This window comes from Hymenobacter gummosus, assembly GCF_003970915.1.
GTDB lineage: Bacteria > Bacteroidota > Bacteroidia > Cytophagales > Hymenobacteraceae > Solirubrum > Solirubrum gummosum.
The window spans coordinates 21,686-37,159 of record NZ_RXOF01000011.1 but is presented as its reverse complement, the minus strand read 5'-3'; the positions used below and the strand labels follow the sequence as shown (position 1 = coordinate 37,159).

Genomic DNA, 15,474 nt, shown 5'->3' with positions numbered 1-15,474 from the left:
CCCAAAAAGCCCGCCGGCGCCGCGCCGACGGGCTTTTTTGTGGCCGGGACTAACGCGCCGCGGGGCAGGAGCCGGGCTAGCCCGGCCCGCCCAGGGCCCGCTGCGCGTCGCGCACCACGGTGGCCCAGGTCTGCTGCATCAGCTCGGGCTCCACGCCGGTGCGCTGCACGTACTGCTGCTGGTACTGCTGCAGACGGGCGTGCAGCTGGCGGCAGCGGTTCTGAAAGCCCGCAAAATCGGCCACCAGCTGGCTTTTCAGCTCGGGCTGCAGCAGACGCTGGGCGTGCACTTTGAAGTACGAATCGGCCAGGAAGCGGCGCGACACCAGCAGGCGCTGCAGCTCGTCGCGGTCGGCGTCGGGGAGCTGGTAGGCCAGCTGGGCGGCCACGGCCAGCAAATCGGCGGGCTTGGCCGCGGCGGCGTATTCCTCAAACAGGGCCGTGTACTGGGCCGGCGTTTCGGGCTTCACCTGGAAAAGCTGGTCGAAGATGAGCATGTTGCTCAGCTGCTGCTCCAGGGCCTGCCCGAAGTACACCGCCAGGCCGAAATGGGCGTATACTTCCTTGGTCTGCTCTTCGGCGCTGAGCTGATTGAAGTGGTCGAGTAGGGGCTGAATGTCCATGCGGGAGCGAAGGTCCGCAAATAGCGCCAACTACGGAAACGGCCCCGCACATCCCGCCGCCGGGGCGCTGCGTAAGCGCAGCCTACCGCCGACCCTTGCCGCATGTCGCTTTACAACCTGATCCTGGTGGTGCTGGGCGTGGCCATTCTGGCCGTAGCCTGGCTGCCCTCCCTGCTGCGAAAGTACCCGCTCTCGTACCCCATCCTGTTCGTGGGCCTGGGCGCGGCCGTATTTGCCCTGCCCCTCAATCTGCCCGACCCCGACCCGGTGAAGTACTCCACCTTCGCCATGCACCTCACCGAAATCTGCGTAACCGTGGCCCTGACCGGCACCGGGCTGAAAATCGACCGGAAATTCTCTTTGCACCGCTGGCGCGCCCCGCTGCGGCTGGTGCTCATCCTGATGATCATCAGCATTGCCGGCTTCGTGGCGGCGGCCTATTACGGGGCCGGGCTGGGCTTGGCCTCGGCCGTGCTGCTGGCCGCTACCCTGGCTCCCACCGACCCCGTGCTGGCCGGCGACGTGCAGGTGGGCAACCCCGGCGAAGGCGGCGAGGACAACGTGCGCTTCGCCCTCACCGGCGAGGCCGGCCTCAACGACGGCCTGGCCTTTCCCTTCGTGCACCTGGCCGCCGTGCTGCTGCCGGCCGCCGGGGCCTTCGGCGGCCGCCTGCTGGAGTGGGCCTGGCTGGACGTGGCCTACCGCACCGCCATGGGCGTGCTCGGCGGCTGGCTGGCCGGCAAGGTGCTGTCCTTCCTGATTTTCGATTTGCCGCACCGCGTCCGCATCAACCCCGAAGCGTACGGCTTCGTGGCCCTGGCCGTCACGCTCACGGCCTACGGCGTCACCGAGCTGCTGCACGGCTACGGCTTTCTGGCCGTGTTCGTAGCCGCCGTCACGCTGCGCGCCCACGAGCGCAGCCACGAGTACCACACCGAGATGCACGAGTTTACCGACCAGCTGGAGCGCCTGCTCATCGTGGTCATTCTGATTCTGTTCGGGGGCGCGCTGGTGCGCGGGCTGCTGGCCCCGCTCACGCTGAGCGGGGTGGCGCTGGGCTTGTTTCTGCTGCTGGTGCTGCGGCCCGTGGGCGGCGTGCTCACCCTGGGCCGCAGCCACCTTACCTGGCCCGAGCGGCTGGTGGTTTCCTTTTTCGGCATCCGCGGCATCGGCTCCTTCTTTTACCTGGCCTACGCCATCAACGAGCACGTCTTCCCCGATGCCCGCGCGCTGTGGGCTACCACCGGCTTTACGGTGCTGACCTCCATCGTGCTGCACGGCGCCCTGGCCACGCCCGTCATGGACTGGCTCGACCGCCGCCACGGCCGCCCCACCGCCGCCGAGCAAGAGGAGCAGCACCTGCAGGAAATGGAAGCCGCGGATAAAGAAGGGCAGAAGGATGAGCAGATGCATGGATGAGCAGATAATAAGAACGTCATCCTGAGCAAAGCGAAGGACCTTGCTCACACCCTGCACCGCCGCTGATGCCAATGTGCAAACGCTGATTCGCCAGAACGGCAAAAGTGCAGCCACTAAACGTCCAGGCGTTGGTGGCTGCGCTTCGTAGTTGGTGCGGGGTTCGAGGAATGTCCTTCGCTTTGCTCAGGATGACGTTCTGTTCATCTACTCATCCGCTCATCTACTCATCTACTGAAACCCTGGCTTGGTACGTTCGTTGCAAACGCCAGAACCCAACCATTCCCCCGACTCCGGTTTTCTGCCATGATTTCCATGCTTCCTACTGCCTGGTCGGCCGCCCTACTGGCGCTGCTGCTGCCCCTGGCCGACTCCGATACCCATTCGACCCGTACGGCCCCGGCGGCCGCCCCCGTGCAGGGCGCCCAACCCGATCCGCAGGTCATTGCCCAGTTCGGCCTGCTCGACAACAGCAAGTTGCAGAGCTACATCGACCAGAAAGGCTCGGCCATGGGCCGCATTTCCGACCGTCCCGCCGACGTGAAGGGCTTCACCATCGTCGATTCGCCCATCATCAACGCCTTTGCCACCCCCGACGGCCACGTGTACTTCACCCGCGGCATCATGGCGCACTTCAACAACGAGGCGCAGTTCTCGGGGGTGCTCGGTCACGAAATCGGCCACATCACCGCCCGCCACGGCCAGAAGCAGCAGACGCGCTCCACCATTGCCAACGGCGCGCTGATTCTGGGCTCCATCCTCTCCAAGCGCGTGGCCTCGGTGGCCCAGCCGGCTTCCCAGGTTATTGGCCTGGGCCTGCTCAAGTACGGCCGCGACGACGAGAACGAATCGGACCAGCTGGGCGTGAAGTACTCCAGCAAAATCGGCTACGACCCGGCCAGCATGGCCGATTTCTTCCTCACGCTGCAGCGCACCGAGCAGAGCAGCGGGGCGGCCACCATTCCCACCTTCCTCTCCTCGCACCCGAACTCGGCCGACCGCTACCAGCGCGTAAAAAAGCTGGCCGCCACCGCCGAGCAGCAGGCCGGCCGCCAACTGGCCACCAACCGCGACCAGTACCTGCGCATGATTGAGGGCCTGCCCTACGGCGACAACCCGCGCGAAGGCTACGTGGAGGGCAGCGTGTTCTACCACCCCGACCTGAAGTTCCAGTTCCCGATTCCCTCGGGCTGGAAGTCGCAGAACTCGCCCTCGCAGTTTCAGATGGCCGAGCCCAACGGCAAAGCCGTCATCGTGCTGCTGCCCGCCGGCAACAAGGGCCTCGATGAAACCGCCCAGGCTCTGGCCCAGCAGCTGAACCTGCAGAACGCCCAGGCCCAGAAAACGACCATCAACGGCTTCCCGGCCGTGGCCATACAGGGCGACCAGGTGGGCCAGGACCAGCAAACCGGCCAGCAGGGCATCGTGGCCCGCTCGCTGAGCTACCTCATCCAGGACGGCCAGAGCATCTACGCCTTCGTGGGCCTGACTTCGCCCGCCGCCTTCACTTCCTACGCCGACGACTTCCAGCGCACGGCCCAGGGCTACCGCCGCCTCACCGAGGCCAGCAAGCTTAACCGCCAGCCCGAGCGCGTGCGCATCAAGACGGCCAAAGTCGGCCAGACGCTCAGCCAGGCCCTCACGGCCAACGGCGTACCCGCCAAGCGCCACGAGGAAATGGCCATCCTGAACGGCATGAAAACCACCGATAAGCTGACGGCGGGCATGCTGTTTAAAGTAGTGGGGCAGTAGGAGATTGAGCCCATAAAAACGGCGCCAGCTATAAATTTTAGCTGGCGCCGTTTTTATGAACTGGATTACCACACAAAGCAGGTTGGTTAAAGTTTACTCAGGCAGCAGATACTGCTTGAGGTGAGTTATTCGGTATTGTTGGTTCGAGAACTTACGAACAGTCACAAGTCCGCCCAGCCGCGTAGCTGAAGCATCAGTGACCCTATTATCCCCAATGGGCGCAATGTCAAACGTGGCTTCAACGGCAGCTACGTAAAGCCAGGTGCTCGGACGTTGGGTTATGTAAAACGAGTCAGGGGTGCTTACCCAGGAAGAGCGGATAATGGCCCAATCAAAAGCAGCGGGGTCTACCCAATGTGCAACCGGCTGTGTGATGCTTGCTAGGTTCTTGCCCAGCGGAATGGTATCGTTTATTGCGCACGGAATAAAATACTCGAAACTCGTATGATTGCGGCTACTGTCCAAAACCAATATGCCGCTTTGAGTAATGGTTCCCTGCTTACTGCCACAGCTTAACAACAGCAAAGTTGAAAGGATAAGAAGACGCATCAAACGAGTAGTTAAAAACAAGAAGCGCCCCAGTCAAGCTAGTTGGCCAGGGCGCTCAAGATACCAGGCTGCCGCATTTTCACCACACCAGCCGGGTGCCCAGGCTTAGTTGCGTAATCGACTCAGTGTAGTGAGAGGTTGGCCGGGTTTCACTGTACGGACCAGTGGCGTTCAGCTCGGCCGTGAGCTGGTGGCGACCCAGCGGAAAGGCGTAGCCCAGGCGGAAGGCCGGTAGTACGTCACGCTTGCGCAGAGTATAAATGCGCGCCCAGTAGCTGTGGTAGTCGTCCTTGAGGTACTGCAGGGCCACCCCGGCGCCCGCAAAGAAACCGCGCCGCTCGGGCTGCCGGCCCAGGCGCAGCTCCAGCAGCACGGCGCCGGTAAGGCAGTCGAATTTGTCCTCCTCGAACTCATTGTTGAAGTTGCGGTCGAAGCGGCGGCGGAAGTAATGGGCGTAGGCGCTCAGGCCCAGGCGGCGCAGCGGGTAGTAATCGGCCCCGAGCTGCCCCGAAGGGCCCACGTAGGTCATGTCGGCGTTGCCGCTGGCGTGCAGGCCCAGGTAGGGGCGCAGCTTGTGCTGGGCCGCCGCCGCGCCCGGTAGCAGGAGCAGGGCCGTGAGTACTGGTAGACGCATAAACGCAGGCAATAAAAAAACGCCCCGGCCGACCAGCCGGGGCGTTTTCAGGATACCAACGAGGCCGCAAGCGTTGCAGCCGGCCGGATTACGCTTTCTTTAAGAACTCCGTCTTGAGCACCATCACGCTGCCCCCGGCGCGCCCCTCGATTTCGGCGGCGCTGCCCGTCAGGCGGATGTTCTTGACCACAGTGCCGCGCTTGAGCGTCTGCGAGGAACCTTTCACCTTCAAGTCCTTGATGAGCGTGACCGAGTCACCCTCACTGAGCAGGTTGCCGTTGCTGTCTTTTACGTCCATAAGGCTCAAAATCAGTGCGGGAGGCGTAAGGCGGAATCGTCCACGAAATCCGCGTAATCCGTCAAATCCGCACGAATCCGTGATTTAGACGTTGAAGCGGAAGTGCATGATGTCGCCGTCCTGCACCACGTATTCCTTGCCTTCCACGGCCATCTTGCCGGCTTCCTTGATCTTGGCTTCCGAGCGGTACTGCTCGTAGTCGGGCAGCTTAATCACTTCGGCGCGGATAAAGCCCTTCTCGAAGTCGGAGTGGATGACGCCGGCCGCCGCGGGGGCTTTGTCGCCGCGGTGCACCGTCCAGGCGCGCACTTCCTGCGGGCCGGCGGTGAAGTAGGTAATCAGGTTCAGAATGTCGTAGGAAGCGCGGATGAGCTTGTCGAGGCCCGATTCGGTGAGGCCGTACTCGCCCAGGAACATTTCCTTTTCCTCGGGGTCATCCATTTCGGCAATCTGCGACTCGATGGCGGCCGAAATGACCACAATCTGCGCATTTTCGCTGGCTACGTGCTGGCGCAGGGCCTCCACGAAGGCGTTGCCGCCCTGCGGAATGCTGGCCTCGTCCACGTTGGCCGCGTAGATGACGGGCTTGATGGTGAGCAGCTGCAGATCGGCCACGGCGGCCAGCTCTTCCTCGTTGGCGTCGAGCGAGCGGGCGTTGTGGCCGGCTTCCAGGTGGGCCTTGAAGCGCGTCAGGGCCGCTACTTCCTTCTTAGCCACGGCGTCGCCGCTCTTGGCCGAGCGCTCCGACTTGGCCAGCTTCTTGTCGATGCTTTCCAGGTCCTTGAGCTGCAGCTCGGTGTCAATCACGTCCTTGTCGAACGCCGGATCGACGCCGCCGGCTACGTGCACGATGTTGGGGTCGTCGAAGCAGCGCACCACGTGAATGATGGCGTCCACCTCGCGGATGTTGGCCAGGAACTTGTTGCCCAGGCCTTCGCCCTTCGAGGCACCCTTCACCAGCCCGGCAATGTCGACGAACTCCACGATGGTGGGCACCACGCGCTGGGGCTTCACAATTTCCTCCAGCACCTTCAGGCGCGGGTCGGGCACGGTGACCACGCCCACGTTCGGCTCGATGGTGCAGAAGGGGTAGTTGGCCGATTCGGCCTTGGCGTTCGACAACGCGTTGAACAGGGTGGACTTGCCCACGTTAGGCAGCCCGACGATACCGCAGCGAAGACCCATGCAGTGAAATGGTGAAATAGTGAAATAGTGAGTTGGCCGGGCGGGCCAATTCGGGCGCAAAGGTACGAAGCCCGGGCGGGCCAATTAGCAATGACTAATAAACGATTGACGAAACCTGGCGTCCGAAGGTCAGTACGCCCTAATCACTCAATCACTCAATCACTCAATCACTCAATCACTCAATCACTGCCGCAGCATGGCTACGTAGTACGCCGGAAACTCGCGCAGCAGGCTGTACACGTCGCGCAGCTCATAGTAATCGGCGTGGGCGGTGCTGATCTGGAAGGTGCCCGCCTGCTGCAGCAGGTAGCGGCAGCGGCTCAGGTGGTAGAACTGCGACACCACCACCACCGAGCGGAACTGGCAGCGCGCGGCAATGGCGGCGAAGTTGCTAGCCGTGGCCCGGGTGCTGTTGCCGAGGTTGTCGACGATGATGCTAGTGCGCGGCACGCCCTGCTCCACCAAGTACTGGCCCATGGCTAGCCCTTCGTAGTGGCCCTCCTTGCCCAGCCCGCCGCTCACCACGATTTTCGGAGCCAGGCCGCCGCGGTACAGGGCCAGGGCCTTGTCGAGGCGGGCGCGCAGGCGGTCGGAGAGGCTGCCGTCGGCGTTGACGGTGTTGCCGAGCACCAGCAGGCAATCGGCCGGTTGGGCCGTGTCGTGCAGGCCGTCCTGCACCGTCCAGACCAGGTGCAGCGTCAGCCAGAAGATGAAGGTGGAAACGAGCAGGCGGGGCAGGTGGCGCATAAAGTCACGGATAACTGGCGCCGGTTTAGCCGCCGCAGGTGGCGTAACCGGTGCCCAGAATAAAGCAGGTTTCCAACCTGCGAGCCGCGTTGCTGACCTCAATCGTACAACTTGGCCGGGCGCCGGACGCAGGCCGCAAGCCTGTCTTGTTTTGGGCACCGGTTACACTTGCTTTGCTCACTAAACCGGCGCCAGTCTACACGCAGCAACGCGCTAGCGCGGCGACAAAGCCGCTGCGCTAGCGCGTGTGCAATTCCCGGAAACGGAGGGGCTTAGTAGTTGTCGGCAGTAGGCGTGTTGTACTCGGGGCCTTCGTAACGGTTGGGGTCGTTGAAGTCGGCGCGGGGGCGGTCCAGCTCGGCCACTTCTTCGGGGGTGAGCAGCTCCTGCCGTACGTAGTCGATGGCGTCCTGCAGGGCGTCGGCAAACTTCAGAAAGTCTTCCTTGTAGAGGAAAATCTTGTGCTTCTCATAGGAGAAGGTGTCGTCGTCGCGCAGGCGGCGCTTGCTTTCGGTGATGGTCAGGTAGTAATCCTGACCGCGCGTGGCCTTCACGTCGAAAAAGTACGTGCGTTTGCCGGCTTTAATGCGCTGGGAATAAATCTCGTCCTGTTCGTAGCGGTCTTCCACGGGGTCCAGCTGAAAAGATGAAGAAAGGGGAGTTGACTGGGTTATTTTGAGATGATTGCAAAATTCCCGGCTAAAACTAATCCTTTACCCACGGATATAAAAATTTTGAGCCTAACAATTTAACCAGTACAATTTTGTCCGCGGCCGGGCCCGCTGCGGCGGGCTGATTTCGGGCCGGTTTTGCCGCTGCTGGGGCACCGCGGGCGCAACCGGCGCGTTACCTTAGCAGTCCTTCCCTGTAGGCCCTATTTTCGCCGCTTATGCCTTCCCAACCCCTCGACCTGGCCGCCGTCCGCTCCTTCGAAAACCTGGAATTTCTGGCCCGGCAGCTGGTCGATGGCTTTATCACCGGCCTGCACCAGTCGCCCTACCACGGCTTTTCGGTGGAGTTTTCGGAGCACCGGCTCTACAACCCCGGCGAAAGCACCCGCCACCTCGACTGGAAAGTGCTGGCCCGCACCGACAAGCTGTTTGTGAAGCGCTACGAGGAGGAAACCAACCTGCGCTGCCACCTGCTGCTCGACGTGAGCCCCTCCATGTACTACCCGCGCCCGGGCTACGACAAGCTGCACTTCTCGGTGCTGTGCGCGGCGGCCATTGCCACCCTGTTGCAGAAGCAGCGCGACGCGGTGGGCCTGGTCACCTTCGCCGACAAAATTGAGGTGCAGACGCCGGTGCGCTCCACCAGCACCCACCGCCACACGCTGCTCTTGCAGCTGCAGCAGCTGATGGAGCGCACCGCGCCCACCGCCGAGCGGGGCGGCACCGACGTGGCCGGCGTCATTCACCAGATTGCCCAGCAGATTCCCAAACGCTCCCTGGTGGTCATTTTCTCCGACATGCTGGGCCGCAGCCAGCAGGACCAGGCCGCCACGCTGGCGGCGCTGCAGCACCTGCGCCACCAGCACCACGAGGTGCTGCTGTTTCACGTGATGGACCGCGCCACCGAGGCCGATTTCGACTTCGCCGAGCGACCCTACGTGTTCGAGGACGTGGAAACCGGGCAGCGCGTGAAGCTCAGCCCCGCCCAGGTGCGCGAGCAGTACCGCGCCGCCATGCAGCAGTACACCCAGGAGCTGGCCCTGCGCTGTGGCCAGTATAAAATCGACTTCGTGCCCGTCGACATTCAGGAGCCTTTCGACAAGGTGCTGCACGCCTACCTGGTGAAGCGCGGCAAGGCCCGCTGAGCTACCTTCGCGGCCCGTTATGGAAAATTTGGTTTTACTTATCGTCGGCTTCGTGCTGACGGTTCTGAGCGCCCTGCTCACCACCTACATTGCCCAGGAACACTCGTTCTGGCGCTGGTTCCTCATCGGGATGGTGCTGCCCTTCCTGTCGATTTTTGTGGCCATGATCGTGGTGTACCGCGACGCGAAGCGGGAGGAAGAGCAGGCCAAGCGCTGAAAATGGTTCGGATGGCTGCCATTGCGAGCAAAGCGCCGCAATCCTTCCTCTGGCAGCCCCGCCGACACAATACCTGCACTCCAAAACCGGCGCCGCCCAAAACTGCAGATGCGGGTTTTGGGCGGGGCTTCTTGCGTAGTTGGCACATTGGCCAGGACCGATTGGCTACGCCTTCCTGCGGTTGCTTCGGCTGCGCCTCGCAATGACTGCCGGTGCTGCCGTCGACTGCAGCCTGCGCCAGCTTACTCCGGCGAATTATCCAACGACTGCCAGAGGTACTTGCAGGCCAGGGAGCGGTAGGGGCGCCAGGGCTCGGCTAGCTCGGTCATGCGGCGCAGCAGGGCGCGGCCGGTTTCCGTCAGGCCGTAGTGGCGGCGCATGGCGTTCTGAATGCCCAGGTCGCCCTCGGCAAACACGTCGGGCTGGTCGAGGGCAAACATCTGCAGCATCTGGGCGGTCCAGCGGCCTACGCCTTTGATCTGCGTCAGGTGCCGGGTAAAGGCGTCCTCGTCGAGCTGGGAGAGGTGGCGGTGGTCGAGCTGCCCGGCCAGACTGAACTCGGCAATGGCGCGCAGGTAGCCGGCCTTTTGCTTCGAGATGCCCGCGGCGCGCAAATCCTCATCGGAGAGGCCCACCAGCACGTTGGGCTCGGGGTAGCCGTCGGGCCGAAACAGGCCTTCCAGCTTGCGCCAGATGGCCGCGGCGGCCTTGGTCGAAATCTGCTGGCTGACCACGGCCTTGAGCAGGCTCAGGTACAAGTCTTCGTGGGCGGAGGCGCGCACCGGGCGGCCCCGGGCAATGATGCCGGCCAGCACCGCATCGGCCTGGCTGAGGTGGCGGCGGGCGGCGTCGTGGTCGTAGGTGTACGCGGCAGCGGCAGCAGTCATGGCGCAAACTTACCGGCCGCCGCCGGTTTCCGCATCAGCATCGAGCAGCATGTGCACCTCGTGCAGGCCCGGCGCAAACTTATCCGGCTCCACCGACAAAGTGCGGAAGCCCAGTTTCGCGTAAAAGGCCGCGGTGTGCTGGGAGGTGCCGATTTCGATGGCGCGGCCAGGGTAAGCTCGGCGGCATTCCTGCACCCGAAACGCGGTAAACGCCCGCCCCAGGCCCTGGCCGTGCAGGCGCCGCTCCACCATGCCCCAGGTCAGCACGGCGTGCACGGCATTCAGCGCGTAGCCGCCGGCGGCCACCAGCCCCGGCCAGTCGGGCAGCTCGGCCACGAAGTAGGGCAGGCCCCCGGCCACGACTTCCACGCGCAGAAACTGCCGAAACTCGGCTTCCTCCGGGGGCGTGAAGTAGGGCGCCAAGTTGCTGCGAAACAGCTGTAGCACGGCCGCCTCGTCGGCCGCGGTGTAGGGGCGGATGCGCAAATCGGTGGGCGTCATGGCGGCGGATTACTTGCTGGGGTCGGCGGTGCCGGGTACGGTGAGGCCCAGGCGGCGCGCCAGCGGGCCGATGGTCAGGCCCTGGCCCAGGATGCTGAAAATGACCACCACGTACGTTACCGTCACAATGAGGCGGTGGGTGGACGAATCGGGCAGGGACAAGGCCAGCGCCACCGAAATGCCGCCGCGCAGGCCGCCCCAGGTGAGCAGGGTCAGGCCGTGGTTGCGAAAATCGGCCCACTGCCGCAGCAGGGCCATGGGTGCGGCCACGGCCACCAGCCGGGCCAGCAGCACCGCCCCGAAGGCCACTACGCCCGCCAGCAGCGTCGGCCCGCTGAGCGGCACCACCAGCATTTCCAGCCCGATGAGCACGAACAGCACCGCGTTCAGGATTTCGTCGAGCAGCTCCCAGAAGGTGTCGACGTGGGTATGCGTCACTTCCGATTCGCCCTGCCGGCCGCTGTTGCCCACCACCAGGCCGGCCACCACCGTCACCAGCGGGGCCGAGGTGTGCAGCACGGTGGCCAGGGCCGTGCCGCCCGTCACCAGCGCCAGCGTGATGAGTACTTCCACCTTGTAGTTGTTGATGGTGCGCAGGAGCCAGGCGGTGCCCAGGCCCAGCGCGGCGCCCAGGGCCAGGCCGCCCAGCACCTCGCGGGCAAACAGCGCGGCCAGCTGCCCGGCCCGCGGCACCGGCCCGCCGCTCTGAATGAGGTCGAACAACGCCACGAACAAGACCACGCCCACCCCGTCGTTGAACAGGGACTCGCCCACAATCTTCAGCTCCAGGTCCTTGCGCACGCCCACCTGCGTCATGATGCCGAGCACGGCAATGGGGTCGGTGGGGGAGATGAGCGCCCCAAACAGCAGGCAGTACAAAAACGGCAGCCCGAAGCCCAGCAGCGGCAGCAGCCAGTAGAGCAGCCCGCCCACCACAAAGGCCGAAATGAGCGTGCCCAGCCCGGCCAGCGCCATAATCTGCCGCCGGATGCGGCGCAGCTGGCGGCCATCGACGTGAATGGCGCCGGCGAAGAGCAGGAAGCTGAGCATCACCTGTACCAGCAGGCCGTGGAAGTCGATCTGGCGCACGGCCTGCTGAATGGCCACCACGCCGCCCAACTCCCAGCGGCCCAGCCCCACCAGCACCAAGGACACCACCAGGGCCAGGGCCATCAGCCCGATGGTGGCGGGCAGGCGCAGAAAGCGGTAGTTGAGGTAGGCAAAAGCGGCGGCGGCCACCAGCAGCAGGGCGAAAATGTCGTACAGGCGCATGGGCAGTTTCGGCGGGGAAGCGGCGGGAATTTGGCACTTTTGCCCCGAAATAGCCCGTTGGCGGCCGCGGCCGGCCTCACTTCGCTCCGTTGCCTATGCCCATTCGTCGCCTCATCGGTCCCATACGCGAATTGTCGGAGCGGGGCCAGCTGGCGGGCGTGCTGCTGCTGCTGGCCACGGCTGTTTCGCTCGGGCTCAGCAACTCGGGTATCGGCCCGAACTACCTGAGCTTCTGGGAAACGCACCTCGGCTACGGCCCGCTCGACAAATCCGTCATGCACTGGGTCAACGACGGACTGATGGCGGTGTTCTTCTTCATGGTGGGCCTGGAAATCCGCCGCGAGGTGCTCTACGGCGAACTGGCCGAGCCCCGGCAGGCCCTGCTGCCCACCCTGGCCGCCGCGGGCGGCGTGCTGGTGCCGGCCGCCATCTGCCTGCTCTGCACCCGGGGCACGCCCGCGGCCAGCGGCTGGGCCATTCCCACCGCCACCGACATTGCCTTTTCCCTGGGCATCCTGTCCCTGCTCGGCGACCGGGTGCCGCCCGCCCTGCGGGTGTTTCTCACCGCCCTGGCCATCATCGACGATTTGCTGGCCGTGCTCATCATTGCGGCCTTTTACTCCGGCGGGCTGCACCTGGGCTACCTGCTCGGGGCGGCCGTCATCTTTGCCGCGCTGCTCGGGCTGAACCGCCTGCGCGTGCGCCCGCTCTGGCCCTACCTCGTGTTGGGCCTGGGCCTGTGGTTTTGCGTGCTGGAGTCGGGCGTGCACGCCACCATTGCCGGTGTGCTGCTGGCCCTCACCGTGCCCGCCGACCGCCTCGAAGACCTGGAGCACGCCCTCGACCGGCCCGTCAACTACTGTATCCTGCCCTTGTTCGCCCTCTGCAACACCGCCATTGCCCTCTCGGCCGCGGTGCTGCCGCAGCTGACCTCGGGCCTGGCCCTGGGCGTGGGGCTGGGGCTGCTGCTGGGCAAGCCCCTGGGCATCGTGGGCGTCACGGCCCTGCTGGTGCGCCTGGGCTTGGGCCAGCTGCCCACGGGCGTCAACTGGCGCCGCTTCGTCGGGCTGGGCTTCACGGCCGGCATCGGCTTCACCATGGCCATCTTCCTCGCCACGCTCTCGTTTCGCGACGCGGCCACCGTCGACCTGGCCAAGCTGGCCGTGCTGCTGGGCTCGGCTGCCTCGGCTATCATCGGCGCGCTGATTCTGGCCCCCGGCCACCTGACGGAAGAGGGCGAAGCGGAGGAGTAGCGCGTTGCCCGTGCCGACCGCCTCGCGCTACGCCGCTTGCACCGACTGCAGCGCCTTCAGCACCTGCGCAATAGCCGCGTCGTCCACGTCGAGGTGAGTCACAAAGCGCACCATCTGCGGGCCGAAGGCGGAGGCTTTGATGTCGTTGGCCGCGAGGTGCTGCAGGAACTGGTCCTCGCTCAGCCCGTCGCGCAGGCGGAAAATGACCAGGTTCGTCTCGGCCGGCAGCACGAAGTCGACGTAGGGCGCGGCCTGCAGGGCCTCGGCCAGCTGCCGGGCGCGGCGGTGGTCGTCGGCCAGGCGCGCCACGTGGTGTTCGAGGGCGTAGAGGCCCGCGGCGGCCAGGTAGCCGGCCTGCCGCCAGCCCCCGCCCATCACCTTGCGGATGCGCTTGCACTTCTTGATAAAGGCCGCCGGGCCCAGCAGCACCGAGCCCACCGGCGTACCCAGTCCCTTGCTCAGGCACACCGAAATCGTATCGAACAGCCGGCCGTACTCCTGGCTCTGCTGCCCGGTGGCCACCAGCGCGTTGAAGATGCGGGCCCCGTCGAGGTGCAGCGGGATGCCCTGGCGCTTGGCCAGCTCGGCAATGTCCGTCAGGGCCTCCCAGCTGTAGCAGCTGCCGCCGCCGCGGTTGTGGGTGTTTTCCAGGCTGATGAGGCTGGTGGTGGGATAGTGAATATTTTCGGAGCGGATGGCCCCGGCTACCTGCGCGGCCGTCAGGCGGCCCCGGTCGCCGGGCAGCAGGGCCACCGAAGCGCCCGAGTGGAAGGCAATGCCGCCGACTTCCCAGAGGTAGATGTGTGAAGTCTGTTCGCAGACCACCTCCGACAGCGGCTCGGTGTGCGCCTTGATGGCAATCTGGTTGGTCATGGTGCCGGAGGGGCAGAACAGGCCGGCTTCCAGCCCGAAGCGGCGGGCGGCCTCGTGCTCCAGCTCCCGCACGGTGGGGTCTTCCTCGTACACGTCGTCGCCGACGGGGGCGCGAAACATGGCGTCGAGCATGGCCGCGGTGGGCCGGGTAACGGTATCGGAGCGCAGGTCAATCATCAGTCAGGCAGAAAAGGGGGCCAAAGGAGGGCCTGGCGGGGCCCGGGGCTGCACCGGCGGCCCATCGGTCGGCAAAAATAACGGCCCTAAACTTGCGCCGGACGGGCCGCGCGGAATCTGCTGCACCCGGCATGATCCAAGCTGTCAGATTTTTGCTTACCTTTGCCCCCTCATTCTGCAGAATAGACTCAAACCGACCGCGTCATGACCGCTACTCGTCTTAAGCGTAAGCACCGCAAGAACATTGCCCGCGCCAACAACAAGGTGCAAGAAATTAAGGACCTGCTCCGCACCCCCGTTCTGAAGAACGTGGACATCGAAGAGCTGAAAGCCAGCTTCAAGAAAAACGAGGCTGCTGCCTAAGTTTTCCGCCGCGGCTTCCTGCGGGAAGCCCGCGTGACTTCCCGGCCGGTCGGCTGGTAAATACCTGAAAAGCGTCTTGCGTGGCCACGCAAGACGCTTTTTTTGTTGGATGTAGTTAGAACGTCATCCTGAGCTTGCGAAGGACCTTCCTCGCACCTTGCACTAACTGAAAAGCGCAGCCACCAATGCCCAATCGTCCGGGCCGCGGTGGCTGCGCTTTTATCGTACTGCCGAAAGAACGTCGGCACGTTGTTATCAGCGGCGGTGCGGGGTGAGAGTAAGGTCCTTCGCAAGCTCAGGATGACGTTCTTCTTTGCCGCTCATCCAAAACCCTACACCCGCGGCCCCAACTCCACGGCCTGCAAGTCCTGCACCCGCCCGTCCTCGATGCGGAAGCGGAGCAGGGTGCGCACCTTGTGGAAGCCGTGGCGGCCGGCGGCGCCGGGGTTCAGGTGCAGCAGGCCCAGCTGCCGGTCGGGCATCACGCGCAGGATGTGCGAGTGGCCGCACACAAACAAACCCGGCCGCTCCCGCTGCAGCAGGGGCCGGGCCCCGGGGGCGTAGCGCCCCGGGTAGCCGCCGATGTGGTGCATGAGCACCTTCAGCCCCTCAATTTCAAAGACCAGCGTCTCGGGGCAGCGCAGGCGCACGGTGCGGTCGTCGATGTTGCCCGACACGGCCCGCAGCGGGGCCAGGGCCTGCAGCTCGTCGAGCACCCGCTCGTCGCCCACGTCGCCGGCGTGCCAGATTTCGTCGCAGCCCCGCAGGTGGTGGCCGATACGCTCGTCGTAGTGGCTGTGGGTGTCGGAAAGCAGGCCGATAAGCATGAAAGCAGGATTAAAGCCGGGGGCGAAGGTAAGGGGCCCGGCGCGGCCGAGCGGATTGTTGGGCTAATTTCCGGCGGGGTGTTAC

The 15,474-nt window shown here is 64.6% G+C and carries 18 protein-coding genes; 6 read left to right on the top strand and 12 right to left on the bottom strand.

Annotated elements, in window-relative coordinates:
• Window positions 1-76 precede the first annotated feature (76 nt).
• The gene (locus tag EJV47_RS17750; RefSeq protein WP_126694522.1) at window positions 77-622 is read right to left on the bottom strand and encodes a hypothetical protein; all 546 of its coding nucleotides are present in this window, start codon (window positions 620-622) and stop codon (window positions 77-79) included.
• Between the two features lie 102 nt (window positions 623-724).
• Between EJV47_RS17750 and EJV47_RS17745 the strand changes: the two genes are divergently transcribed.
• Entirely contained in the window at window positions 725-2,041 is a 1,317-nt protein-coding gene (locus EJV47_RS17745; RefSeq protein WP_126694521.1) for a cation:proton antiporter, read from the top strand.
• 312 nt (window positions 2,042-2,353) lie between these two features.
• Window positions 2,354-3,790, top strand: coding sequence for a M48 family metalloprotease (locus EJV47_RS17740; protein ID WP_126694684.1), 1,437 nt, complete (start codon window positions 2,354-2,356; stop codon window positions 3,788-3,790).
• 93 nt (window positions 3,791-3,883) lie between these two features.
• Here the strand turns inward: EJV47_RS17740 and EJV47_RS17735 are convergent, their stop codons facing one another.
• The 6 genes from EJV47_RS17735 to EJV47_RS17710 all read right to left on the bottom strand — a co-directional run bounded on the left by EJV47_RS17735 (window position 3,884) and on the right by EJV47_RS17710 (window position 7,832).
• Complete coding sequence (locus EJV47_RS17735; protein WP_126694520.1) at window positions 3,884-4,339, bottom strand: hypothetical protein; 456 nt, start codon at window positions 4,337-4,339, stop codon at window positions 3,884-3,886.
• Between the two features lie 79 nt (window positions 4,340-4,418).
• Complete coding sequence (locus EJV47_RS17730; RefSeq protein WP_126694519.1) at window positions 4,419-4,973, bottom strand: hypothetical protein; 555 nt, start codon at window positions 4,971-4,973, stop codon at window positions 4,419-4,421.
• Between the two features lie 88 nt (window positions 4,974-5,061).
• On the bottom strand, window positions 5,062-5,271 hold the full coding sequence (locus tag EJV47_RS17725; RefSeq protein ID WP_126694518.1) for a zinc ribbon domain-containing protein YjdM: 210 nt from the start codon (window positions 5,269-5,271) through the stop codon (window positions 5,062-5,064).
• 84 nt (window positions 5,272-5,355) lie between these two features.
• On the bottom strand, window positions 5,356-6,456 hold the full coding sequence (ychF, locus tag EJV47_RS17720) for a redox-regulated ATPase YchF (protein ID WP_126694517.1): 1,101 nt from the start codon (window positions 6,454-6,456) through the stop codon (window positions 5,356-5,358).
• Between the two features lie 183 nt (window positions 6,457-6,639).
• Entirely contained in the window at window positions 6,640-7,203 is a 564-nt protein-coding gene (locus EJV47_RS17715; RefSeq protein ID WP_126694516.1) for a YdcF family protein, read from the bottom strand.
• Between the two features lie 272 nt (window positions 7,204-7,475).
• Complete coding sequence (locus EJV47_RS17710; RefSeq protein ID WP_126694515.1) at window positions 7,476-7,832, bottom strand: DUF3276 family protein; 357 nt, start codon at window positions 7,830-7,832, stop codon at window positions 7,476-7,478.
• Between the two features lie 260 nt (window positions 7,833-8,092).
• On the opposite strand from EJV47_RS17710, the gene EJV47_RS17705 reads away from it, so the two are divergent.
• Both EJV47_RS17705 and EJV47_RS17700 read left to right on the top strand, forming a co-directional pair.
• Entirely contained in the window at window positions 8,093-9,019 is a 927-nt protein-coding gene (locus EJV47_RS17705) for a DUF58 domain-containing protein (RefSeq protein ID WP_126694514.1), read from the top strand.
• 19 nt (window positions 9,020-9,038) lie between these two features.
• Window positions 9,039-9,236 carry a hypothetical protein gene (locus EJV47_RS17700; RefSeq protein WP_126694513.1) on the top strand — a complete coding sequence of 66 codons (198 nt, stop codon included), beginning with the start codon at window positions 9,039-9,041 and terminating at the stop codon, window positions 9,234-9,236.
• A 242-nt stretch (window positions 9,237-9,478) separates the two neighbouring features.
• Here EJV47_RS17700 and EJV47_RS17695 read toward each other — a convergent pair whose 3' ends face one another.
• Genes EJV47_RS17695 through EJV47_RS17685 form a run of 3 tightly spaced genes read right to left on the bottom strand, consistent with a single transcriptional unit; the run spans window position 9,479 to window position 11,896 of the window.
• Window positions 9,479-10,123, bottom strand: coding sequence for a DNA-3-methyladenine glycosylase family protein (locus EJV47_RS17695; protein WP_126694512.1), 645 nt, complete (start codon window positions 10,121-10,123; stop codon window positions 9,479-9,481).
• Window positions 10,124-10,132: 9 nt separating this feature from the next.
• Window positions 10,133-10,624, bottom strand: a complete 492-nt coding sequence (locus EJV47_RS17690) for a GNAT family N-acetyltransferase (RefSeq protein WP_126694511.1) — start codon at window positions 10,622-10,624, stop codon at window positions 10,133-10,135.
• Window positions 10,625-10,633: 9 nt separating this feature from the next.
• On the bottom strand, window positions 10,634-11,896 hold the full coding sequence (locus EJV47_RS17685) for a cation:proton antiporter (protein ID WP_126694510.1): 1,263 nt from the start codon (window positions 11,894-11,896) through the stop codon (window positions 10,634-10,636).
• Window positions 11,897-11,991: 95 nt separating this feature from the next.
• Between EJV47_RS17685 and nhaA the strand changes: the two genes are divergently transcribed.
• Window positions 11,992-13,149, top strand: coding sequence for a Na+/H+ antiporter NhaA (nhaA, locus tag EJV47_RS17680; protein WP_126694509.1), 1,158 nt, complete (start codon window positions 11,992-11,994; stop codon window positions 13,147-13,149).
• A gap of 27 nt (window positions 13,150-13,176) precedes the next feature.
• Here the strand turns inward: nhaA and EJV47_RS17675 are convergent, their stop codons facing one another.
• Entirely contained in the window at window positions 13,177-14,199 is a 1,023-nt protein-coding gene (locus tag EJV47_RS17675; protein WP_126694508.1) for a threonine aldolase family protein, read from the bottom strand.
• A 204-nt stretch (window positions 14,200-14,403) separates the two neighbouring features.
• On the opposite strand from EJV47_RS17675, the gene EJV47_RS28105 reads away from it, so the two are divergent.
• The gene (locus EJV47_RS28105; protein ID WP_162910472.1) at window positions 14,404-14,562 is read left to right on the top strand and encodes a hypothetical protein; all 159 of its coding nucleotides are present in this window, start codon (window positions 14,404-14,406) and stop codon (window positions 14,560-14,562) included.
• Between the two features lie 332 nt (window positions 14,563-14,894).
• On the opposite strand, the gene EJV47_RS17670 is transcribed toward EJV47_RS28105, so the two are convergent.
• The gene (locus EJV47_RS17670; protein WP_126694507.1) at window positions 14,895-15,389 is read right to left on the bottom strand and encodes a metallophosphoesterase family protein; all 495 of its coding nucleotides are present in this window, start codon (window positions 15,387-15,389) and stop codon (window positions 14,895-14,897) included.
• Window positions 15,390-15,474 lie beyond the last annotated feature (85 nt).